This is a genomic window from uncultured Bradyrhizobium sp., from assembly GCF_947648125.1.
In the GTDB taxonomy this organism is placed as follows: Bacteria; Pseudomonadota; Alphaproteobacteria; order Rhizobiales; family Xanthobacteraceae; genus Bradyrhizobium.
Genome location: NZ_CANSMR010000013.1, coordinates 170,304 through 191,709, shown reverse-complemented (window position 1 = coordinate 191,709; position 21,406 = coordinate 170,304). Strand labels below are relative to the sequence as shown.

Sequence of the window (21,406 nt, the reverse complement as noted above, 5' to 3'; positions counted from 1 at the left end):
GGGCGTTGTGTGCGCGTTAACGCTCGATCCGGACGCTCATGCCGGGTTCGACACCTTCCGCGGCGCCCGCGGGGTCGAGACGCAGGCGCAGCGTGTTGCGATCGTGATCGCCGATCACGCGCTCGGCCTGCCAGGTGGCGAACACCCCAAGCGGCCGCAACTCGGTGATGGCAGCCTTGGTGGCGGCGCCGGAGCCGTTCGGTATCACGCTCACCGTCTTGCCCATCGCAAGACCGCCGAGATGGTCCTCGCGCACATTGAACGACAGCCATTGCTTGCCGGCCGCCGCAATCATCAGGATCGGCTGGCCCGCACGAACGTTCTCGCCGACTTCCGCGGCGATCACGCTGACCACGCCGTCGACCGGCGCGCGCAGCACCATCTTGTCGAGACGGCGCTCGAGCACCGCGACGGCGGCTGCCGCCGCCTGCACCTGCGCGTCGGCGATGGCGCGCTCCTCCCTGGTCGGCCCGGCCACCCCCGCATCGTAATTCGCCTGGGATGCCGCCACGCCGGCGCGCGCTGCGGCAACGTCGTTCTCGGCCTGGTCGAGCGCCTGCTGGGTTTCAAAGCTCTGGCTCGCCAGCGTGGTGATCCGCTTGAGCTGGGTCTCCACATAGTCGAGCCGCGAATTGGCCTTGGAGATCGCAGCTTTCAGCGTATCGATCTGCTCGCGGCGTACGCCGGCATAGACGTTGTTGCGGCTCGCCACTGCGGCGGCGAGCGCAGCCCGCGCCTGGTCCGCCTGTGCGGTCAACTCGACGGCGGAGAGCCGCGCCAGAACGTCACCGGCGTGCACCTGCGCGCCTTTCTCGACCGCGATCGACACCAGTTGGCCGTTCACTTCCGGCTCGATCCTGACCTCGGTCGAGCGGACCACACCGACGATTGCGGGCGCCGGCGTCGCGCGGCTCTCGGCATAGATCAGCGCACCCGCGACGAGCACAAGCGGGATCGCGACAATGGCGACGCGCCTAGCGTTGGGCATCTTGCTGTCCTCTCTTGAACACCAGCGCGGAGATCACGGCGAGTACGAAATAACCCAATGCCAGGCACCACAGCCTGAGCCAGTCGTGCGAGACCTCCCAGATGCTGGCGCCGAGCTGGTTGATCCGCACGAGGCCGTCGATCGCCGAGTCGGCCGGGAACAGCCGGCCGAGTGCCGTGGCCGCAGGGGGGATGGCCTCGCGCGGCCATGCGAAGCCGGCGGTGAAGAATTGCGGCAGGCTGGTCGCCAGCAGCAGGATGGTTGCGTTTTCCGGCCGCGTGAACCAGGCGCCGATCGCCTGTCCCAGGAAGCTCGTCGCCAGCAGGAAGACGGTCGCCAGCGCGAAGATCTGCGGCAGATGCCCGAGCGTCGAGAAACCATAGATCCGCGGCAGCACGATCAGATAGAGCGCGAGCGCCGGCAGATAGATGGTCAGATGGGCAACGCCGCGCCCGAACACGCCCGCGACCGTGTTGCGGGAGTTTGCCAGCGCCGTGCCGGTCAGCATCGCCGCGCCGATCAGTAGTGTCTGTTGCAGGATCAGGATGAACGCCGCCGGGACGATGTAGCTCGCATAGCCGCCGACCGGATTGAAGATCGGTTGCAGCAGGACGTTGGCCGGGCTGAGGCTCGCGAGCTTCGCCTTGACCAGACTTCCGTCGGCGCGGGCGCCCCGCGACACCAGCTCGGATGTCAGCGTGCCGATCGCGGTGGCGACGGCGCCTGCGGTCGACCTGAAGATGAACAGATAGGTGGCATCAGCGTAGACCGGGATGTGAGCGGTGAGGCCCTTGAGCACATCGCGCTCAGTGCCGGGCGGGATTTGTACGGCGGCGAATGCATAGCCGCGGTCGATGGCGGTGCTTGCCTCCGCGAGGGTGCGGGCGCGAACCGTCACGCTCAATGTGCCGCTGGCATCGAGCGTCTCGACGACCTGGCGGGAAAGATCGCTGAGATCATTGTCGACGACCGCAATCGGCAGCTTGCGCAGGATCTGGTTCAGATAGGGTTGCGGATAGTAGATGCCGTAGACCAGCGGCGCGAGAAACAGCAGACTGAAGGCGCTGCGCGTTCCGAGCACACGCCGCCACTCCGCCACGAAGGCGCCGCCGACGCCTGACGGCGTCTGCTCGCTGACCGCCGGTTCGGCCGGCCGCGCCGTCGCAAACCAGCCCCTGCGCGTCAGGCTCGCCATCCGCAGCAAGGCGAGAGCGGCAAACAGCAGCGTGAGGCCGGCGAGTGCCGCAAAGGGAATTGCCGATTCCGAGGCGGGCAATCCACGCGCCGCCTGTCCCATCAACACCGCCATGTACCAGCGCAGCGGCAGGATCGCGCTCCAGACCTGCGCAAACGTATTCATGCCGATGGTGGGAAAGCCGACACCGGCATAGCCGAACGCAGGGGAGGCGATCAGGCCGGCAAGTCCGAGCCCGGTCGCGAGGTCGCCGACCAAGAGCTGCAGCAGCGCGCCGAGCGACAGATAGGCGATGATCAGCAGCAGGCCCGCGGCGATCATCAGCAGCACGTCGCCCTTGAAGGGAATTTGCAGCACGCCCTCGAGGATCAGCGGCTGGGCCAGCATGATCAGGATGAAGATCACGAACAGCGGCGCCAGCTTGCCGGCGAGCGCGGCGATCGGATCGCCGCCGGCGCTCTCGAGCCATTCCCGGGCGTTGCGGCGGCGGAATTCGGAGCCGACCGAATAGCCCGCGGCCAGCGTGATCACCACGTGGATGATCGTCGGCAGCAGCGCGCGCAGCAGGAATTGCGCGTAGTTCTTCTGCGGATTGACCAGCGCAATGGTCTCCGCGGTCAGCGTTCCCATCGACGCAGGGGCCGGGGCGGCGCGATTGGCGGGAGCGGCCGCGCTCGCGGCGGCCGACAGCACATCGTTCAGGCCCGACGACGCAATGCCGGCCGCGGTCAGGAATTGCTGGTTGTAGAAGCCGACCACCTGCGGACGGCGATCGGCCTTCAGGTCGCGTTCGAAATTCGGCGGGATGAAGATCGCCGAAATCGCCTTGCCGGAGCGGATGTCCTGCACGGCTGACGACAGCGAGCCGGAATCGTCGACGATCCTGAGACTCGGAGACGCCGCGACCTGCTGCGTCAGCGCGCGCGAGGTGTCCGACTTGTCGGTGTCGACGATGGTGACGCCGAGGCCGCGGATCACCGGTTGGCTGAACACCGTCGTCAGCACCACGAAGGCGAACAGCGGCACGCCGAAGATCAGCAGCAAGGCTACGCGGTCGCGCAACAGCCACTGCCACTCGCGCTGTGCGACCCGCCAGAATCCGGGCTGCGATGCCAGCCTCATTGGCGCGACCGCCAGTCGAGATAGGCGCTCATGCCCGGCCGCAGCTCGGGCACCGGCTGCACCGGATAGGCGCGGACCGAGAACGTCCGCAGATCGAAATCGCCGGTGGCGCGGGTTGCCCGCCAGCTCGCATATTCGCCCTTGGTGGCGATCAGCTTGACCTCGACCGTGACATGGCGGTCGTCGAGCGCCGGAATCCGGACGTCGAACTTGTCGCCGACCTTCAGGCCCTTGACCAGATCCTCGCGCAGATCGAAATGGATCCACAGATCAGCCAGATTGATCAGCGTCACCAGCGGCACGCCCGGCGAGACGAACTCGCCCGGCTCGACGTTGCGCTGATAGACCTGCGCCGCGACGGGAGCGTAGACCGCGAGCTGATCGATCACCGACTGGACGCTCTGAATGTCGGCTTCGGCCTTCTCGACATTGGCTTTCGCGATCGCGCGTTCTTCCTTGGTGTAGCCGTTGACCGCCTGCTCATAGGCCGATTTCGCCTGATCGAGCCCGCGCTCGGCCTCGTGCAGCGCATCGGTGGTCTGGTCGAGACGCGCCTGCGGCGCGTTGCCTTGCTCGGTCAGTGTCTTGGCGCGATCGAAGGTCTTCTGCGCCAGCACCTGCGCGGCCTCCGCGCGTTCCATCTCCGCCTTCCGCGCGGCGATGGTTTCGACCCGCGTTCCAACCATGACGTTGGCGAGTTGCGCATCCGCAACGGCCTTGGCGGCGCGCATCTGGTCTTGCTTTGCAAGCGTTTCCGGATTGTCGATCCTCACCAGGACGGCGCCTGCCGCCACGTTCTGACCTCGCTCGACCGGAATGCTCTTGACGCGTCCGTCGACGCGCGCGGCGATATCGAGCCGCGTCGCATCGACCTCGCCCTGCACGAGCAGCGGCTCGGGCCGCAGCAGATAATAGATCGACAGCGCAACGATGATGGCGGCAACGACGCCGACGATGATCGCCGGCATGCGCGTCGCGGCGTGCGCATTGTCCTGGCGCGCTGCTTGTGGTGGCTCCGACGTGCTTCGGCTCTCGCTACCAGAAGGTGACACGTCCATAGCTGACCCCACATTGGCTCATGACCAGGATAGTCATTCACTATGGCGTGGATGTTAAATCCTGCCAACCTCGCCAGCCTGTCCGATCCGGCTCGAATTTGACCGGAGCAACCGCATCCGCTGCTGCCGACGCGGGCGCGTGGCGCACGGTATGGCGTCCGTCTCGGATGGAGATGGTGGGCGCATCGAACCCTCCAGCCGCGCCCGCCACCACGATCATCCCGGGATTTCGGAACTGCCGAGGAATATCGAGCCGTTCCGTCGTGTTCCGAGGGTATGATAATTATACTTTACGATAGTAAAGTTTTATGCCATGGTGCGTTCGACCGGGCGGGCAGAGTGCCTCCACCGCCACGGGCCATCGACCGAAAATGGTCGCGAACACCGGGATGAAACGATGATCGAGGAACGCGACATCAGCGTCGCCATGAGGGACGGGACCCGCCTTGCGGTCGACGTCTACCGTCCGGACGCAGCCGGCAGATACCCCGTGCTGTACGCCTCAGCGCTGCACAACAAGGACATCCAGGGCCCCGACATCGCGGACGTCTTGCCGCCGCAACCGGCTCACGCGCCGTTGTGGTTCGGTCCGATCGAGGCGGGCGATACGCGTCGCTTCATCGCCAATGGCTACGTCCACGTGATCGCGCAGCCGCGCGGCTCGGCCAAGTCGGAAGGGCATTACGGCCACGAGGACACCGACCATTACGACCTGATCGAATGGATCACGCAGCAACCATGGTCCGACGGCAAGGTCGGGATGGTCGGAATCTCGGGATTTGCCGGCGAGCAATGGCGCGCGGCCGCGCAGGGGCATCCTGCGCTGAAGGCCATCTTCCCCTATGACGCGTGCAGCGCCTATGGCGGCATGTTCGGATTCCGCGACTTCAATCCCGGCGGCGTGCTGCACAGCTTCCCTTATCTGCTCGACGTTTTCAGCACCGTCCATGAATCGCGCGACCGCCCCGCCGAGCTGCCGCCCGCCGAGGAAGAGCTCTGGCGTCGGGCCATGCGCAACCCGGACTTCAAGCAGTACATCAACCTCTACAACATCCTGACCCAGAAGGGACAGCGCACCTTCATCATGTATCTCATGATGACGCATCCCTGGGAGGCGGACGGCACCGTCGAGCGTGCGGAAGAGACTTTCCGGAAGATCAAGATTCCGTTCTACACGGGCTCGGGCGCCTATGCGTATACCTACAAGCTGCATTGGCTTGGCGCCCAACACTATTTCCAGAACGTCGATGCGCCGAAGAAGCTGCTGTTCACCGGGCCGGCGCATCTCGAGCGGCCGTTCCATCAGCACCACGATGAAATCATCCGCTGGTACGATCACTGGCTGAAGGGGCACGACACCGGCATCATGAACGAGCCACCGGTGCGCTATTGGCTGATGGGCGCCAACGAGTGGCGGACCGGCACGAATTGGCCGCTGCCGGAGACGCAGTGGACCAAATACTATCTCTCGCATTGGGAGACGCTGTCGACCGAGCCGCCGCGGCCGGCCGCGGAGGTCGGCGCTTCGGCGCGCGAGCCCGATGTCTTCACGCAGATGCCGGTGACGCGGACGACCAAGGTCGAGCGGCTGCGCTACATGACCGAGCCCTTGCCGCACGACGTCACCGTCGCCGGCCCGATCACGCTGACGCTGTATGCTGCGATCGACCAGGACGACACCAACTGGATCATCGCGCTCAAGGACGTCGGGCCCGACGTGTCGGTGCGCACTGCGCGCGAGGGTGAGCGCGACGTTCCGTCGACATTGCCGGAGCGCGAGCTGACGCGGGGTTGGTTGAAGGCGTCCTATCGCGCGCTCGACGAGCAGCGCTCGAAACCCTGGGAGCCTTTCCACAAACTGACACAGGATGCGATCGCGCCCGTGAAGCCGGGAGACGTGGTCGAATACCAGATCCAGATCCTCGCCACCGCGAACCAGTTCAAGGCGGGCCATCGCATCTGCCTCGACATCACGTCGATGGACGTCCCGACCGGCACGGGAGCCATGACCAACGTCGAGTACATCCCGTACCACGTGTGCAGCAGCCGGACCGTCACCCACAAGGTCTATCGGGATGCGGAGCGGCCGTCCCATCTGCTGCTGCCGATCATTCCCGAGCCCGCCGACCGGCGTCCGGCCTAAGGCCTCCCAGAAGGAGAACGCGACCATGAAGACGATCCGATTTGAACGAGACGGCGCCATCGGCAACATTGTCCTCGCCAATCCGCCATTCAACCGCCTCGACGCACGTTTCGCGGAGAACCTGCGCGCGGCGGTGCGTGAAGCCAGTCAAAGCGACATTCGCGTGCTCGTCATTCGCGCCGAAGGGCCGCATTTCAGCTTCGGCGGCGAAGTGCGCGAATGGCCGGGCAAGGACGTCAACTGGTTCAGGACGTTCGTTGCCGACGTGAACATCGCCTATCGCGCCATCGAGATGCTGAAGATCCCGACGGTCGCGGTGGTGCAGGGGATAGCCTTCGGCGGCGGCTTTGAGCTCGCATTGGCGTGCGATTTCCTCGTTGCAGCCGATAACGCGACCTTCCGTTGTGTCGAGGTCACGACGGCGATGCTGCCGATCGCCGGCGCGTTGCAGCGCATCGCCGAGCGCGCCGGGCGGGCGCGTGCATCGCGATTTGCGATGCTCGGCGAGCCGATCTCCGGAGCCGAAGCGGGCACGCTCGGAATTGCCACCCATGTGGTGCCCGAAAGTGCGTTGACGGCGACGGCGACTGCATTGGCACGGCAGCTCGCGACAGGGCCGACCAGATCATATGCCGCGACGCGCACCCTGCTCAAGGCGTGGTCAAGCGGCGGCGTCGCCGCCGCGGACCTCGTGATGCTCGATGTCGCGATGGAGCTCTACGACGGCCCCGACGCCCAGCGCGGCTTTGTCAACACCGCCGCGGCCTTCGACAAGGACATCGAGCCGCCGCCGCTGGTGTTCGAAGGCAAATAGACCGCCTGCGCAACAAGGACGGCACGGCTGCTGGCGATGGGCTCGAGGACACGTCGCGTGACGTTGGGCCGCAAACCATGTTAGGCCAAGGCCGCATGACGAAGAAAGCGAGCCCGGCGGCTGCGCGTCGCGGCCGCCCGCGGCAGCGAGCCGAACAACAACGTTCGATCGAGACCCGAGCCTCGATCCTCGATGCAGCCATCGCCGAATTCGCCGAACGCGGGTTCGAAGCCGCAAGCATTCGTGCCATCGCCGATCGGCTCGGCCTGCAGCATCCGCTGATCACTTATCACTATCGCAGCAAGGACATCCTGTGGCGGGCCGCAGCGGAGCACGCCTTCGCCCAGATTCGCGCCGGCTGGGATATTTCCGCGCCCGAGACATCCGATTTGTCGCCGCTGCAGCGGCTTCGCCAGGAATACACGACACTGTTCCGGTACACGGTCGCATTTCCTGAATTTCACCGCTTCATGCGGCAGGAGACGCTGACAAACAATCCGCGGCTGAAATGGGTGGCGGAAGCGATCCTGGCTCCGCTGCTGGAGCGATTGCTGCCGCAGATCATCGCGGTTCAGAAGCAGGGTTTGCTCCCCGCCGTCGACCCCATGCTTTTTCACTACATGATGGTCAGCCTGACCGCGACGCTTTCCGAGTTTGGGCCGGAAATGCAGGTCACGGGCGGACTGTCGTCCGCGGACCCGAAGGTCGTCGAGGCGTACTGGCGCCTCGTTGACGAGACGGTGTTCGGGGAGGTGCCCAAGGAACGCGGCTGAAGCACTTGCGAGCGTCGCCGACGCTGCAGCCGTGCCGCGCGATCAGACCTGTCCTGCAAGCCGCGCAAGATCACCCGGATCACACGGATATTTGAAGCCCCGCGTCCGAATAAATCGCATCCGATTAAATCGGGATACTTGAAGCCCGGTCGTGCCATGCCTTTATCAGGCGGGAACGAATTAATCGTATGCGATGTAAATCGCGGGAGCGTTACCATGGCTACCAGGATTTCCCATCTCGCCAGGACATTCAGAACCAGGACGTTGAAAACCATCGCGCTGGTTGCGGCGCTGTCGGCCGTCACGGCGACCGCGGCCTCGGCCCAGGCCGCGATCTCCGAACCGGCCGCCTACCAGGCGCTGTATCCGTATCGCGACGTGCTCAACAACGGCGCGCCGACCCCGGCGGCCAAACTCGTGCTGGAGCCGCCGGCGGTGTTGCAGGCGCTTCAGGCGCAGGAGAGCGGCATCGGCATCGCTCAGATGCCGCACCACCGCTCATACCGTGCCCGGCGCTGAGACCCGAGCAAACAGGATGCGGGTCGATCGACCCGCATCCTCGACGGGGCGGACCGGCTCTCGCGTCTGTGATTGAATGATCATCATCATGCTATTGACCGTGAGCCTGCCTCGACTACGTCGAATAACAGTGGCTTTCCCTTATGACGGAGATGTTCCATGACCAAGCAGATCGACGACCTCTCAAGGTACTATCGCTATGAGCTCGTGCACGGCGACCATGCCGACTTCATCGCCTATCAACGCAATCTCGGCGACGGCGTCTGGCAGACGTATTCGACCTGGATGATCCCCGGTGCGAACGGCGATTAGCGCCGCCTGACGCGGGCGATCACCCGGACCTGCCGCGGAAAGAAAAATGCGCCCGGTGCCGGCCGGGCGCATTTTCATTGGCTGTGATCGGGCACGCATGCGGGCGGCATGGCCGCCCGCAGCGGCGTGCTCGTCAGTTCGACTTCACCAGCGGGCAACCGCCCTTGTCGAGCGGACGGAAGGCTTCGTCGCCGGGCACCGTGGCGATCAGCTTGTAGAGATCCCACTCGCCCTTGGATTCCTCGGGCTTCTTGGTCTCGAACAGGTACATGTCGTGCACCATGCGGCCGTCGATCCGGATATGGCCGTTCTTGGCGAAGAAGTCGTTGACCGGCGTCTTGCGCATCTGCTCCATCACCTTCGGCGCCTCGTCGGTGCCGATCGCCTCGATCGCCTTCAGGTAATGCATGGTCGCCGAGTAGAGGCCGGCCTGGATCATGGTCGGCATGTGGCCGACCTTCTCGTTGAAGCGCTTCGAGAAGGCGCGGGTCTCGTCGTTCATGTCCCAGTAGAAGGCGTCGGTGACGATCAGGCCCTGCGTCGCCTTCAGCCCCAGTGCATGGGTGTCGGTGATTTCCATCAGCAGCGCGATCAGCTTCTGGCCGCCCTGGGCCAGGCCGAACTCGGCGGCCTGCTTCAGCGCGGTGGTGGTGTCGCCGCCGGCATCCGCCAGCGCCACGACCTTGGCCTTGGAGGCCTGCGCCTGCAGCAGGAACGACGAGAAGTCCGACGAGTTGAGCGGGTGGCGCACCTCGCCGAGCACCTTGCCGCCGGTCTCCTTGACGACGTTGGCGGCGTCGCGCTGCAGCGCCATGCCGAAGGCGTAGTCGGCAGTGACGAAGAACCAGGTGTCCTCGCCGCGCTTGACCATCGCCTTGCCGGCGACGTTCGACAGCGCGTAGGTGTCGTAGGTCCAGTGCACGGTGTTGGGCGAGCAGGCGCTGCCGGTGATATCGGAGGAGCCGCCGCCGGAGTTGATGTGGATCTTGTTCTTCTCGCGCGTCAGCGCCGAGATCGGCAGCGCGACCGACGAGGTCGGCACGTCGAGGATCGCATCGACCTTCTCGTTATCGTACCAGTTGCGCGCGATGCTGACGCCGACGTCGGGCTTGTTCTGATGATCGGCCACGACGACCTGGATCGGTTTGCCCTTCACCTTGCCGCCGTAATCTGCGACCGCCATCTCGACCGCGGCGACCGAGCCCTTGCCGGTGGCGTCCGCATAGAGGCTCGACATGTCGGTGAGCACGCCGAGCTTGACGACGTCGTCGGAGATCTGGGCGTTCGCCGCGGTGCCGGAGACCGCAAGCGCGAGGCCGGCCGCTGCTGCGGCCAAGAGCGATTTCATCGTGTTTCTCTCCCTGATTTTTCGTTCGAGGTTGCTTCCACGAGGCACCTTCTATCCGGTGCGGCAACCTGTCGCAAAGACGACTTTTTGGGCATGCGTATGCCGCGCGGCGGATGGAACGCCGGGATCTGTGCCCTACAGCGCCGGTAGCGCGGTGACGGCGGCCTTGATGGTGCCGTCGGTTTCCACGATCACCCGGAGCGTCTTCGAATCGAACGCGATGCCGGCAAGGCGGATGCTGTTGACGTCGGCGTCGACGCGGATGCCTTCCTCGTTCTTCTGCAGGTCGGCGATGGCGGCGGTGATCTTCCGCTGCGCATTGGTCGCGAATGGCTTGAGGTCGACCACCAGCCGGTCGGCGAGCGCCTGCTGCAGATGCGGGATCGCCGCGCGCGCGGCGGCGCCGAGCAAGCCGAACGCGGCTTCGGACTCCACCGCCAGCTCGACGTCGGCCAGCCGCAGCGTCTGCGCCGCCTGATCCAGCCGCGGCCGGCCCCAGATGTGCACGGTCGCCTCGGCGCCGAGGCCGAAGAAGCTCTTCTTCTCCTTGGCGTGCACCAGAAGCGAGATCAAAAGCCGGTCGCCGGAGGCGGCGATGCTCGCGCTCTTGACGGTCACGTCGACCGGGCCGGAGCCGTCCTCGGGGAAGGTCTTGCCCTTCAACTGCGCCTCGACGAGCTGCGTCAGCGTGGTGAAGGACATGTCGACCGGCAGGCCGACCGAGACCTGGCTCGGCATCGGCGGCACGATCGAGAGCTTGTCGGGGAACGGGCAGTTCGGCGTGGTCTGCGTCTCCGTGATCCGCGTCTCGGCCTCGATCCCCATGGTCAGGATCAGCGAGGACGCATCGACCTTCGGCTGCGCGGCGATCGCGCGGGTCGGCCGCAGCTCGAGCCACATCGGCGGCATCGACGCGGTGCCGCCGGTGCCCTGCAGCGGGATCGAGCGGCACGCCTTGGCCCATTGCGTGCGGGCGGCGTTCTGGAACACCGGATTGTTCTGCAACCGCGCCTCGACCACGGAAATCTGGTCGGCGACCGCCTTGTCGATGACCGGCTTGACCTGGGCCGGCACGCTGATGCGGACGCCGGCGGCCGACAGGCTGGTGTCGCCGAGATTGACCTGCGCCTGCAGGTTCGGCTCGATCCGCCAGGACGCGCCGAGCTTCGGCCGCGCGGTCAGCGTGACGCTGCCCTTGATGTCGGCATTGGCGTTGATGTTCTTGATGTTCACGGCGCCGATCTGCTTGGCGACATTGCCGCCGAGCAGGCTGCCGAGTGCGTTGCTGACCGCGCCGGTCGCCTGCGCCGACAGCGAGCCGGTGACCTTCAGCGTGCCGTTGATCGGGGTCGTCAGCGTCAGCACGTCCTGCGCGCCGGTGGCTGCGATCGGCCCGCGCGAGGCGGACCAGCCGATGTCGGCATTCTGCAGGATTTGCTGGACCGGGTTGTCGGCCTTGCCGCCGAAGGTCTTCGGCGCGCCGCGTTCGGCGGCATCGCGGATCGCCGACAGCGCGACCGAGACCTGCGCAACGACCGTCGAGGACCGCGGCGCCTGCGGCAGCGGCGGCAGCTGCACCAGCGGTGGCGCCTGCACCGTGACGCTCGGCGCCAGCCAATCCATGGCCTTGAGGCTGATCGCGAACGAGACCAGCACCACCGTGAGCCCGAGCGCGATCGTTCTTGGATGCATCGGTAGACGCATCATTCCCCCGGATGAAATCAACTTGACGGGTTGTACAGGCCCGCCGACGACGGCGCCAGTGTGGCGGGATCAAGCTGCTTCGGGGGCGGAAGCGGGCCGGTCGCCCGAGATCACCTGGAAGTTAACGATCTGGACGTTAACGATTATGAACGCGACGACGGCCCCGGCATGATGCCGGAGCCGTCGTCAATGTCTGAATGTGTCGGGTCTAGCGGACGGCCGAGCCGAGGTCGGCGCGGCGGTCGGTCATCGGCAGCACGATCACCTTGGTGCCGACGTTGACCCGCGAATAGAGGTCGGTGACGTCCTCATTGGTGAGGCGCAGGCAGCCGGAGGAGACGTGGGTGCCGATCGTCTCCGGCGCGTTGGTGCCGTGGATCCGGTACACGGTGCCGCCGAGATACATGGCGCGGGCGCCGAGCGGGTTGCCGGGGCCGCCGGCCATGTGGCGCGGCAGATAGGGCTGGCGGGCGATCATTTCCGGCGGCGGGGTCCAATCCGGCCACTCCGCCTTCTTGGTGATGGTCTGGGTGCCCGACCAGGTGAAGCCGTCGCGGCCGACGCCGATGCCGTAGCGCATCGCCTGGCCGTTCCCGAGCACGAGATAGAGATAGGTGTGCGGGGTATCGATGATGATGGTGCCGGCCGCCTCGCGGGTCGGATAGGCCACGACCTGGCGACGCAGCCGGGCGGGCAATTCGACGGAACGGTCTTCCTCCTGTGCCTGCGGCATCGACTGCACCGGCGGCTGCACCGCCTCGGTCGGCGGCGTCAGGATGAAGGGAAACAGCGGCAGCGGAGCGGCCGCGGCGGAATTCGAGAAAGCGACGGCGCCAATCGCCAGCGCACCGAAGGCGGCGGCAGCGAGACGTGCGTTCAGCTTGATGGAATTGAACATTGTCGACCCCTGTTGTTTGCGCCCTGCGCGCCAGTTCCGGCGCGTCGTTGGGTCAAACCAGTACAGGTGAGGCGTTTCAGGACGTTTGCACGAAATCGCCAAAATGGTTTCGTGCCGTTAGGGATTTGTTTCGTCGGTGTTTCGTCGCACGGTTAAGGGCGCGTTGCCGGGGACTGTCCCATCCCAAGACATCATTGCTGGCACGGCGCTTGCTCTCCGAAGGCGTGGTTTGGAATGGAGTGGAAATCATGCCAGCGCCTTCCATCGGCAGCATGCTGGATCAGCAGAAAGGCTTTGGTCCCGGGTTCGATTTTCTCCGCGTTGCGCTCGCCATCTCCGTCGTCGCGGGGCATACGTCCTATGTCGCCACCGGTCGCGGCGACGCCGATCCGATGTGGATCCTCTGGCTTCCGCAATTTGCCATTCTCGTGATGTTCTTCGCATTGAGCGGATTCCTGATTGCTGCAAGCGGGCTGCGGCTCAGCCTGAAGGAATTCCTGATCAATCGCGGAATGCGGATCATTCCGGCGCTTGCGGTCGAGATCGTGCTGTCGGCGTTGATCCTCGGGCCGATCTTCACCACGCTGCCGCTCTGGGACTATTTCACCAGCGCCGGCACCTACAAATATTTCACGAATGTCGTCGGCCTCGTGAACTACACCCTGCCGGGCGTGTTCACCGGCAATCCCGCGCCGGAGGTCAACAGTTCGCTGTGGACCGTGCCGTTCGAATATGGCTGCTACGCGGTGATGGCGGTCATCATGACCTTGGGGCTGCTGCGCAGGCCGGCGCTGATCGTGCTCAGCGTCGTCGTCTTGGTCGGCATCGGCTTTGCCGTGCAGATCACGGGGCATGCCGCAACGCCGTCGCAACTGCCTCCGGGCGTCGCCGGCACGCTGTATGACAAGATCTTCAGCACGGCGCTGTTCCTCGGGCGCGGCGCGAAACTGCCGGTTGCCTGCCTGCTCGGGATCGCGATCTACCTTTACCGCGACCGCATTCCCTATGACGGGCGCATTCTCGCCGTCTGCTGCGCGCTCTGCCTCGGAGCAGCACTGCTCGGGCCGGCCGCCTGGATCACCCAGCCTGTCCTCAATGCCGTCATTGCTCCGGCGCTGGTCTACATCACCGTGTTCCTCGGCGTCTCGAAGCTGCCGCGGCTGCCGCTGTTTTCGAGGGGCGACTATTCCTACGGAATCTATCTGTACGGTTTTCCGATGCAGCAGGTGGTGAAGGTCTGGCTGCCGAGCGCGTCGCTGATTGTCCAGTTCGCCGTCGCGCTGGTGCTGATCACGGCTTTCGCGGCGTTCTCCTGGCACTGGATCGAGAAGCCGGTCTTGAAGCTGCGCCGCCATTTCTCGTTCGTGGCGCGCAAGCGGCTCGAGCCGGAGGATATGGTCGAGATGCTCGAGGGGATCGGGCCGCTTGCCATCTCCGTCAGCGGCACCAGGCGATCTTCCTGACGAGCAGCAACAACGCTGTTGGCGCTCAGAGCTGAACGTATCCGGCCAGTCCGTCCCACAGCAGCTTGGCCGCGGTGATAACGAGAATGGCGTAGCAGGCGCGGTACAGCGCGCGCTGGTCGAGACGTTCGTGCAGCCGCCAACCAGCCCAGACGCCGACCGGCACGGCCGGCACGCAAAGTGCCATCAGCATCCACAGGCTTCGCGACGGCGTGGCGAGCACCAGCCACGGACCGGCCTTCAGCAGGTTGCCGACCGTGAAGAACAGGCTGGTGGTGCCGGCGTAAAGCGCCTTCGACATGCCGAGCGGCAGCAGATAGATCGCAAGCGGCGGCCCGCCTGAATGCGCGACCATCGTGGTGACGCCGGAGGAGAGCCCGGCAAAGCTGGCCTTGATCGTCGAGCGCGGACGCGGCTTGATCTCGCCGCCGCCGATGAACCACAGCGCGGCGAACACCAGCGTCACCAGGCCCATTACGATCTCGACGGCATGCCGGTCGAGATCGCGCAGCACGAAATAGCCGAGGCCGATGCCGACGACGAGCGCCGGCAGCAGCATCGCGAGGTCGACGCGCGACCACGTATTGGGGCGCCAGAACCGCAGCGCCGTGATGTCCATGACGACGAACAGCGGCGCAAGCAGTGCGCCGGCCGCGATCGGATCCATCGCCAGCGAGAGCAGCGGGATGCCGACGATGGCAAAGCCGCCGCCGAATGCGCCCTTCATGAAGGCGATCAGGAAGACGCCGGCCAGCGCGACCGCGAGCACGAACGGCGCGGGCATGTCGGAGATGATGGACGTGATCATGGTGTCGTGCTGAGCGTTGCGGTCGTACTCAACATGGCCACGCGCGCATGCACGCGCAATCCAAACATTGCTCTCGGTGCACATTGCTCTCGGTGCAATCGGCGTGTGCGCCTAGCCGGCGCGCATCTTCGGCAGGCCCGGCCGGTCGCCGCCCATCGCCGCGCGGCGGTCGGAGACGGCGTGATGGAATTGCTCAAGCGTCAGCCCGATCACCGAGAGATCGCCTTCCTCGATCGCACCGTCGTCGTAGCAATCGAGCGCCTCGCGCAGCAGCGCGTCCGCGTCGCCCTGCATTGCCTCGAGCTCCTCCGGCGTCTCGGCGCGGCGCACCCGCGCGATCAGCGTCAGCAGCCCGTCGCGGTGGGTGATGTAGCGCTCGCGCTCGTCGCGCTTCACGTAGTGGCGCAGCCAGGCGCCCGCCGTGCCGAGGCCGGAGACCAGCAGAATGCCGCCCCAGATGTAGTCGGAGTATTTTTCGAGGAAGGTGCGCTCGGTGCCGTCGATATAGGCGGCCGCGCCCTGATGCGCCGGCAGTGCCGCATCCTTGTCGGTGTCCGGCTTCTCGATCTTGGCCGCCGCCGGCAGATCGCGCGCGACCTGAAGCCGCTGCGTGAACAATTGCCGGTCGAGCGTGCCGACGGTCGCTTCGTGCAGCGTGTGTTGTGCGATGATGAGGTGATTGACGCCGACGGTCTCGACCTTGTCTTCGGGCCGGGCCGGCGACGAGGAGAAGATGCTGCCGGCGATCTCCTCGGACTCATAGAGCGGATGCTTCTGCGCGATCGCTTCCGAGACGTCGACGGGAAGGAATTTCGGTTCGCCGCGTGCGGCCGCCGTCGCCGCGATCGCGTCTGCCGTGATCTTGCTGTCGAGCGGCCCAACGGTCATGTAGGCGTCGAGCGAGGGATCGCGCGCGAGATCGGCGACCTTGTTGACGGCGAACTGGCTGATCGTGACCTTGTCGGGGTTGATGCCGGACTCGGTCAGGATCACGCGCAACAGCGTGACGTTGGCCTGGGTGCTGCCGACGACACCGACCTTGTGGCCGGCGAGATCGTCGATGCTCTTGATCTTCGCCGACCGCGGCTTGCCCTTGCCGCCCGACGGTGCCCACAGCACAACGACATTCTTGCGCAGGATCGCAACCGCCTCGGCGCTCGCCGGCAGGCTGAGATCGCCGCGCACGACCGCGAGGTCGACCTTGTTCGCGGTGAACAGCGCGATGCTTTCGGCGGCCCCCTGTGTCGTGACCGGCTTTAGCCGCACCGAACTGCCGTCACGCGCAAAGGCCTGCGCGAAGCCCTGGATGAGCTTGACGTCGTCACTGCCGGTCGGGCCGACTGCGATCTTCAGCGTCACCGGACGCAGCCCGTAGAACAGCACGCCTGCGGCGACGGCAAACACGAAGATGCCGGCCGCCAGGATCAGGAGCGAGGAGTTTCGCCGTTTGAGCCTGCGACGCGTGGTGCTGGGATGTTCACTCTGCTGCTCTGACATCTGGCTGTCATGTTACACGAAAAACCGGCAGTTCGCCGTGAAAAACAACCTAACATTTCGATGACGTCATACGTTTGAAACATCCATGTCAGAACGTCGTGCGAGCAGAATCAAGATTAACGATTTGGGTCTCCTGCGATGCGCATACTCGTTGCGACCGATGCCTGGCATCCGCAAGTCAACGGCGTGGTTCGGACGCTGACGTCGCTTGCGCGCAGCGCAGCGACCCTCGGCGCCGAGATCGAATTCCTTACCCCCGACGGTTTCCGTTCGGTCGGCGTGCCGACCTATCCGGGCCTGCGCATGGCGCTGCCGAACCGCCGCGAGATCGCGCGCCGGATCGAGGAGGCCGCGCCCGAGGCGATCCACATCGCGACCGAAGGACCGATCGGCTGGGCGGTGCGCGGCTATTGCCAGCGCAACAAGCTCGCCTTCACCACCTCCTATACAACGCGCTTCCCCGAATATGTTTCGGTGCGCACCGGAATTCCTGACAGCGTCGGCTATGCCGTGCTGCGCCACTTCCACGCCGCCGGATCGATGACGATGGTCGCGACCGACTCGCTGCGCACAGAGCTTGCCGAGCGCGGCTTCCGCAAGCTCGGCTTCTGGACCCGCGGCGTCGACACCAGGATCTTCAATCCGGACCAGCCGGCGCTGCTCGATCTGCCGCGGCCGATCTTCATGACCATGGGCCGCGTCGCGGTGGAGAAGAATCTCGACGCCTTCCTGTCGCTGGACCTGCCGGGCTCCAAGGTCGTGGTCGGCGACGGCCCGCAACGGGCGGCGTTGGAACAGAAATATCCCGACGCGATTTTCCTCGGCGAGAAGAAGGGCCAGGATTTGACCTCGCACCTCGCCGCCGCCGATGTCTTCGTGTTCCCGAGCCTGACCGACACCTTCGGCGTCGTGCAGCTCGAGGCGCTGGCCTGCGGCACGCCGGTCGCGGCGTTCCCGGTCACCGGCCCAAAGGACGTCATCGCGGATCATCCGATCGGCGCGATCGACAACGATCTGCGCAGCGCCTGCCTGCGCGCGCTGAACATGTCGCGCGCCGACTGCCGCAATTTTGCGTTGGAGCGTTCCTGGGAAAACAGTGCGCGTCAGTTCATCGGCAATCTGGCCACGTTGCAGCCGAGCCGCGCACCGCGGCCCGCCCGCCGCGTCGCCGGCCGCAGTGCGGTTCCGAATTAACAGCTCAAACGAACGAAAGACGAGAGACTTATCTATGGCTGAAATCATCAAGCTGGGCGCCGACCGTTCCATGGACTTCGACCGCGAAACGGTCGAGCAGGCCTATGACCGCTGGGCCCCGATCTACGACCTCGTGTTCGGCGGCGTGTTCAGCAAAGGCCGGCAGGCTGCGATCCAGGCCACCAACAAGATCGGCGGCCGCGTGCTCGAGGTCGGCGTCGGCACTGGCATCTCGCTGCCACTCTATAGCCAGAATGTGCGCATCTTCGGCACCGACATCTCGGAGGCGATGCTGGAGAAGGCCAAGAAGCGGGTTGCCGAGCAGGGCCTGAAGAATGTCGAGGGCCTCGCGGTGATGGACGCCGAGAAGCTCGAATTCCCCGACGATTCGTTCGACGTGGTGATGGCGCAGTACGTGCTGTCTGCGGTGCCGAACCCGGAAGCCGCGCTCGACGAGTTCGCCCGCGTGGTGCGTCCGGGCGGCGAATTGATCATCCTGACCCGCGTCAGCGCCGATGCCGGCGTGCGCCGCTTCATCGAGCAGAAGCTGCAGCCGGTGGTGCGCCCGCTCGGGTTCCGAACCGCCGAATTCGCCTGGTCGCGCTACACCAAGTGGCTGGCCGGCGTGCGCGGCATGGAGCTGGCGGAGCGCCGCCTGATCCCACCGCTCGGCCACTTCTCGCTGGTCCGCTTCCGCAAGGCGGACGTCGCCAAGGCCGCCTGAGGCGGTTGGCCAGGCGGCTGAGCCCGCCGGTCCTCTTGGGTGAGGTGGCGCACAGCGCACCCCAGGCCAGGAGGCTACGATCTCCTTCGCCTCATCCCCGTAAACCTCGCCGGGATGAGGCGAGACCCTTCTCCGGTTGCGTCAAGGCGTCGCTCCGCATTGTCATATGTCATTATGATGATGTCACACGCGATACATCGAATCCCTGTAAATCCTGTCCCGAAAGATGTTGGGGGAACCAATGATCAAGAATTTTCTGCAAGAGCTGCGTACCCAGCGCTGGGATGACCATCGCTTCTACCATCACAGCCGGATCAACCAGAGCCTGCACTTCGTCAGCGCGCTGAGCTTCCTGTTCGCCTATGTGATGCTGTTTTTCGATCCGGTCGTGTCGGCTCTGGTCGGCTGGCTGGTCTCGATGACCTCGCGCCAGGCCGGTCACTTCTTCTTCGAGCCGAAGGGGTATGACCACGTCAACCAGGCGACCCACGAGCACAAGGAAGACATCAAGGTCGGCTACAATTTGCAGCGCAAGGTCGTGCTGATGGCGATCTGGGCGCTGTCGCCGATGGTGCTGTACTTCGATCCGACTCTGTTCGGCCTGTTCAAGCCTTGGGTCACGATGGGCGACTTCACCCGTCAGGTCGCCAAGATTTGGCTCGTGGTCGGCATCGGCGGCCTCTTGTTCCGCACCATCCATTTGTTCTTCATCCGCGACATCGAGACCGGCCTCGTCTGGATGACCAAGATCGTCACCGACCCCTTCCACGACCTGAAGCTCTATCACAAGGCGCCGCTGTTCCTGATGAAGGGCGAGCTGATCGATCCGGGTCTCGAGAAGCACGTCAGGCACGCCTGATCGTTGCTCCCAACGTCTTTGAACTGCGTCATGCCCGGGCTCGTCCCGGGCATCTACGTCTCAGGGCTATCGTGAAGAGACTCCGCCGCGCTGTTGGCCAAAACGGGACTGCGCTCCCTCTCCCGCTTGCGGGGGAGGGGTGGGGTGGAGGTATCGCCGCTTGCGATAATCTTCGTGGGGAGAGAACCCTCACCCGGATCGCATCGTTCGATGCGATCCGACCTAAGAGCGAGCTGCGCTCGTCTCGACTCCCGCAAGCGGGAGAGGTGAAAGAAGGACAGCAGCGGGACGAGGGAGCGCGAGAGCCGCGCGTCGCCTCAGCGCCCGAACCTCACGGCGACCATCTCTTTCAGGATCTGCCGCTTGATGTTCTTGTTGGTGAGGCCTTCCTTGTGCCACCACCAGCCGTCGCGCTTCATCTTCTCGGCTGCCGCGACGAAGCGGTCGGCGACCTCGGCGAAATCGGCGTCGGTGTAGTTCAGGCTGAAGATCAGCCGGCCGGTGCCGACCCAGCTCAGCGCCAGACCCTCGGCCCGCAGATAATATTGCAGCATCCAGTTGTAGCGGGACGGCTCGGTGTAAGAGACGGTCCAGATCGACGAAATGTTGCCGACACGAACCGGCAGGTCTTGCGCTTTGAGCCGGTCGTTGAGCGCCTCGGCGCGGCCGTTCCAGGTCTCCTCCAGCCCGTTGTAGATCGAGCGGAAGTTGGGGCTGGCGAGCCGGCTCAAAAACTCGTCCATCGCCGTCATCACATAGGGATGCGAGTTGAAGGTGCCGCGCGCAAAGCAGATGTCGGCCGGCCGATCGTCGCGGAAACGCCGCATCAAGTCCTTGCGGCCGCACACCACGCCGACTGGAAGCCCGCCGGCGAGGCTCTTGCCGTAGGTCGCCATGTCGGCCTTGACGCCGAAATACTCCTGGGCGCCGCCGGCGGCGAGGCGGAAGCCGACGAACACCTCGTCGAAGATCAAGACGATGCCGCGCTCGGTGCAGACCTCGCGCAGCTTCTTCAGCCATTCGGTGTAGGCGGCGCGGTCGTAGCGGGAGGAGCGCGACGAATCGACCAGCGCGGAATCGCCGGGCGCGTTGCCGTTCGGATGCAGCGCCTGCAGCGGATTGACCAGCACGCAGGCGATGTCCTTGCGGGTGCGCAGCACGTGCAGCGTCTTCTCCGACATGTCGGCGAGCGTGAAGGTCTCGTGCGGCGACACCGGGTTGCCGACGCCGGGCTGCACCTCGCCCCACCAGCCGTGATAGGCGCCGGCGAAACGAACCAGATGCGTGCGCTTGGTGTGGTAGCGCGCAAGCCGCACCGCCTGCATCACCGCCTCGGTGCCGGACATGTGGAACGAGACCTCGTCGAGGCCGGAGATCTCGCAGAGCCGCTTGACGTTGTCGGCAATGATCGGGTGGTAGGGGCCGAGCACGGGGCCGAGCGCGTGCGCGCGCTTCTCACCCTCGGCGATGCACTCCTTGTAGAAGTCGTTGCCGAAGATGTTGACCCCGTAGGAGCCGGTGAGGTCGTAGGACACATTGCCGTCGAGGTCGGTGACGGTGACGCCGCTGGACGCCTCGACGAAGGCCGAGGTGCCGAGATGCTCGCGCACCAGGCGGCTGTACTGGAACGGCGCGCGGTAGGTTTCGGTGAACTGCAGGTCGGAGATCCGCTCCGTCACCTCGGCGGTCAGCGCGCGGCCCTTGGGGTAGCGATCCGCGTAGAGGCCGGCGAGGCGGAAGAAGCCGTCCTGGCGCTGCATCGCGACGTCCTTCGGTGCTCCGTCGGAGCGGAAGAACTCGTCGATATCGAATTCGTAGTGCGGCACCATGCGCGCGACCATCTTGGACATCTTGGAATGTCCGGTCAGCGAGCGGTGCTTGGCTCGCGACAGCGCAAGGCGGGCCTGAATTTTGGGGAAAGCTGCGGCGGCGCCGGCAAGCGCGGCGGCGGACAGCGAGAGAATCGGAAGGGATGTTTCCATGACAG

Annotated in this window: 18 protein-coding genes; 9 read left to right on the top strand and 9 right to left on the bottom strand. The window is 65.3% G+C overall.

Annotation, left to right across the window (positions count from 1 at the left end; all coding sequences use genetic code 11):
- Positions 1-16: 16 nt before the first annotated feature.
- Genes Q0030_RS23155 through Q0030_RS23145 form a run of 3 tightly spaced genes read right to left on the bottom strand, consistent with a single transcriptional unit; the run spans position 17 to position 4,273 of the window.
- Positions 17-988: an HlyD family efflux transporter periplasmic adaptor subunit gene (locus tag Q0030_RS23155; RefSeq protein WP_298372011.1), complete on the bottom strand. Its 972-nt coding sequence runs from the start codon at positions 986-988 to the stop codon at positions 17-19.
- A complete protein-coding gene (locus Q0030_RS23150) occupies positions 975-3,305 on the bottom strand; it encodes an ABC transporter permease (protein WP_298372009.1) in 2,331 nt (776 codons plus the stop codon). Before Q0030_RS23150 ends, Q0030_RS23155 begins: the two co-directional genes overlap by 14 nt.
- The gene (locus tag Q0030_RS23145) at positions 3,302-4,273 is read right to left on the bottom strand and encodes an HlyD family secretion protein (protein ID WP_298372007.1); all 972 of its coding nucleotides are present in this window, start codon (positions 4,271-4,273) and stop codon (positions 3,302-3,304) included. Before Q0030_RS23145 ends, Q0030_RS23150 begins: the two co-directional genes overlap by 4 nt.
- A 487-nt stretch (positions 4,274-4,760) precedes the next feature.
- On the opposite strand from Q0030_RS23145, the gene Q0030_RS23140 reads away from it, so the two are divergent.
- From Q0030_RS23140 to Q0030_RS23120, 5 genes are all read left to right on the top strand, one after another.
- A complete protein-coding gene (locus Q0030_RS23140) occupies positions 4,761-6,506 on the top strand; it encodes a CocE/NonD family hydrolase (RefSeq protein ID WP_298372006.1) in 1,746 nt (581 codons plus the stop codon).
- Positions 6,507-6,531: 25 nt separating this feature from the next.
- On the top strand, positions 6,532-7,320 hold the full coding sequence (locus Q0030_RS23135; RefSeq protein ID WP_298372003.1) for an enoyl-CoA hydratase/isomerase family protein: 789 nt from the start codon (positions 6,532-6,534) through the stop codon (positions 7,318-7,320).
- Between the two features lie 95 nt (positions 7,321-7,415).
- Positions 7,416-8,093, top strand: a complete 678-nt coding sequence (locus tag Q0030_RS23130) for a TetR/AcrR family transcriptional regulator (protein WP_298372002.1) — start codon at positions 7,416-7,418, stop codon at positions 8,091-8,093.
- A gap of 216 nt (positions 8,094-8,309) precedes the next feature.
- Positions 8,310-8,612 carry a hypothetical protein gene (locus Q0030_RS23125; protein ID WP_298372000.1) on the top strand — a complete coding sequence of 101 codons (303 nt, stop codon included), beginning with the start codon at positions 8,310-8,312 and terminating at the stop codon, positions 8,610-8,612.
- Positions 8,613-8,771: 159 nt separating this feature from the next.
- The gene (locus Q0030_RS23120) at positions 8,772-8,924 is read left to right on the top strand and encodes a hypothetical protein (protein WP_298371998.1); all 153 of its coding nucleotides are present in this window, start codon (positions 8,772-8,774) and stop codon (positions 8,922-8,924) included.
- A gap of 133 nt (positions 8,925-9,057) precedes the next feature.
- Here the strand turns inward: Q0030_RS23120 and Q0030_RS23115 are convergent, their stop codons facing one another.
- From Q0030_RS23115 to Q0030_RS23105, 3 genes are all read right to left on the bottom strand, one after another.
- Positions 9,058-10,272, bottom strand: a complete 1,215-nt coding sequence (locus Q0030_RS23115) for an ABC transporter substrate-binding protein (protein WP_298371996.1) — start codon at positions 10,270-10,272, stop codon at positions 9,058-9,060.
- A gap of 135 nt (positions 10,273-10,407) precedes the next feature.
- The gene (locus Q0030_RS23110; RefSeq protein WP_298371995.1) at positions 10,408-11,976 is read right to left on the bottom strand and encodes a DUF4403 family protein; all 1,569 of its coding nucleotides are present in this window, start codon (positions 11,974-11,976) and stop codon (positions 10,408-10,410) included.
- A 208-nt stretch (positions 11,977-12,184) separates the two neighbouring features.
- Positions 12,185-12,874, bottom strand: a complete 690-nt coding sequence (locus tag Q0030_RS23105; protein WP_298371993.1) for a L,D-transpeptidase — start codon at positions 12,872-12,874, stop codon at positions 12,185-12,187.
- A 248-nt stretch (positions 12,875-13,122) separates the two neighbouring features.
- Here Q0030_RS23105 and Q0030_RS23100 point away from each other — a divergent pair, with 248 nt between their 5' ends.
- Complete coding sequence (locus Q0030_RS23100) at positions 13,123-14,337, top strand: acyltransferase (RefSeq protein ID WP_298371991.1); 1,215 nt, start codon at positions 13,123-13,125, stop codon at positions 14,335-14,337.
- Positions 14,338-14,362: 25 nt separating this feature from the next.
- Here Q0030_RS23100 and Q0030_RS23095 read toward each other — a convergent pair whose 3' ends face one another.
- The gene (locus Q0030_RS23095) at positions 14,363-15,145 is read right to left on the bottom strand and encodes a sulfite exporter TauE/SafE family protein (RefSeq protein WP_298371989.1); all 783 of its coding nucleotides are present in this window, start codon (positions 15,143-15,145) and stop codon (positions 14,363-14,365) included.
- Between the two features lie 111 nt (positions 15,146-15,256).
- Complete coding sequence (locus Q0030_RS23090; RefSeq protein ID WP_298371988.1) at positions 15,257-16,642, bottom strand: TAXI family TRAP transporter solute-binding subunit; 1,386 nt, start codon at positions 16,640-16,642, stop codon at positions 15,257-15,259.
- Positions 16,643-16,780: 138 nt separating this feature from the next.
- Here Q0030_RS23090 and Q0030_RS23085 point away from each other — a divergent pair, with 138 nt between their 5' ends.
- From Q0030_RS23085 to Q0030_RS23075, 3 genes are all read left to right on the top strand, one after another.
- The gene (locus Q0030_RS23085) at positions 16,781-17,836 is read left to right on the top strand and encodes a glycosyltransferase family 1 protein (protein WP_298371986.1); all 1,056 of its coding nucleotides are present in this window, start codon (positions 16,781-16,783) and stop codon (positions 17,834-17,836) included.
- Positions 17,837-17,870: 34 nt separating this feature from the next.
- On the top strand, positions 17,871-18,560 hold the full coding sequence (locus Q0030_RS23080) for a methyltransferase domain-containing protein (RefSeq protein WP_298371985.1): 690 nt from the start codon (positions 17,871-17,873) through the stop codon (positions 18,558-18,560).
- A gap of 241 nt (positions 18,561-18,801) precedes the next feature.
- Entirely contained in the window at positions 18,802-19,419 is a 618-nt protein-coding gene (locus tag Q0030_RS23075; protein ID WP_298371983.1) for a hypothetical protein, read from the top strand.
- 317 nt (positions 19,420-19,736) lie between these two features.
- Here Q0030_RS23075 and Q0030_RS23070 read toward each other — a convergent pair whose 3' ends face one another.
- The gene (locus Q0030_RS23070; protein WP_298371981.1) at positions 19,737-21,401 is read right to left on the bottom strand and encodes an aminotransferase class III-fold pyridoxal phosphate-dependent enzyme; all 1,665 of its coding nucleotides are present in this window, start codon (positions 21,399-21,401) and stop codon (positions 19,737-19,739) included.
- Positions 21,402-21,406 lie beyond the last annotated feature (5 nt).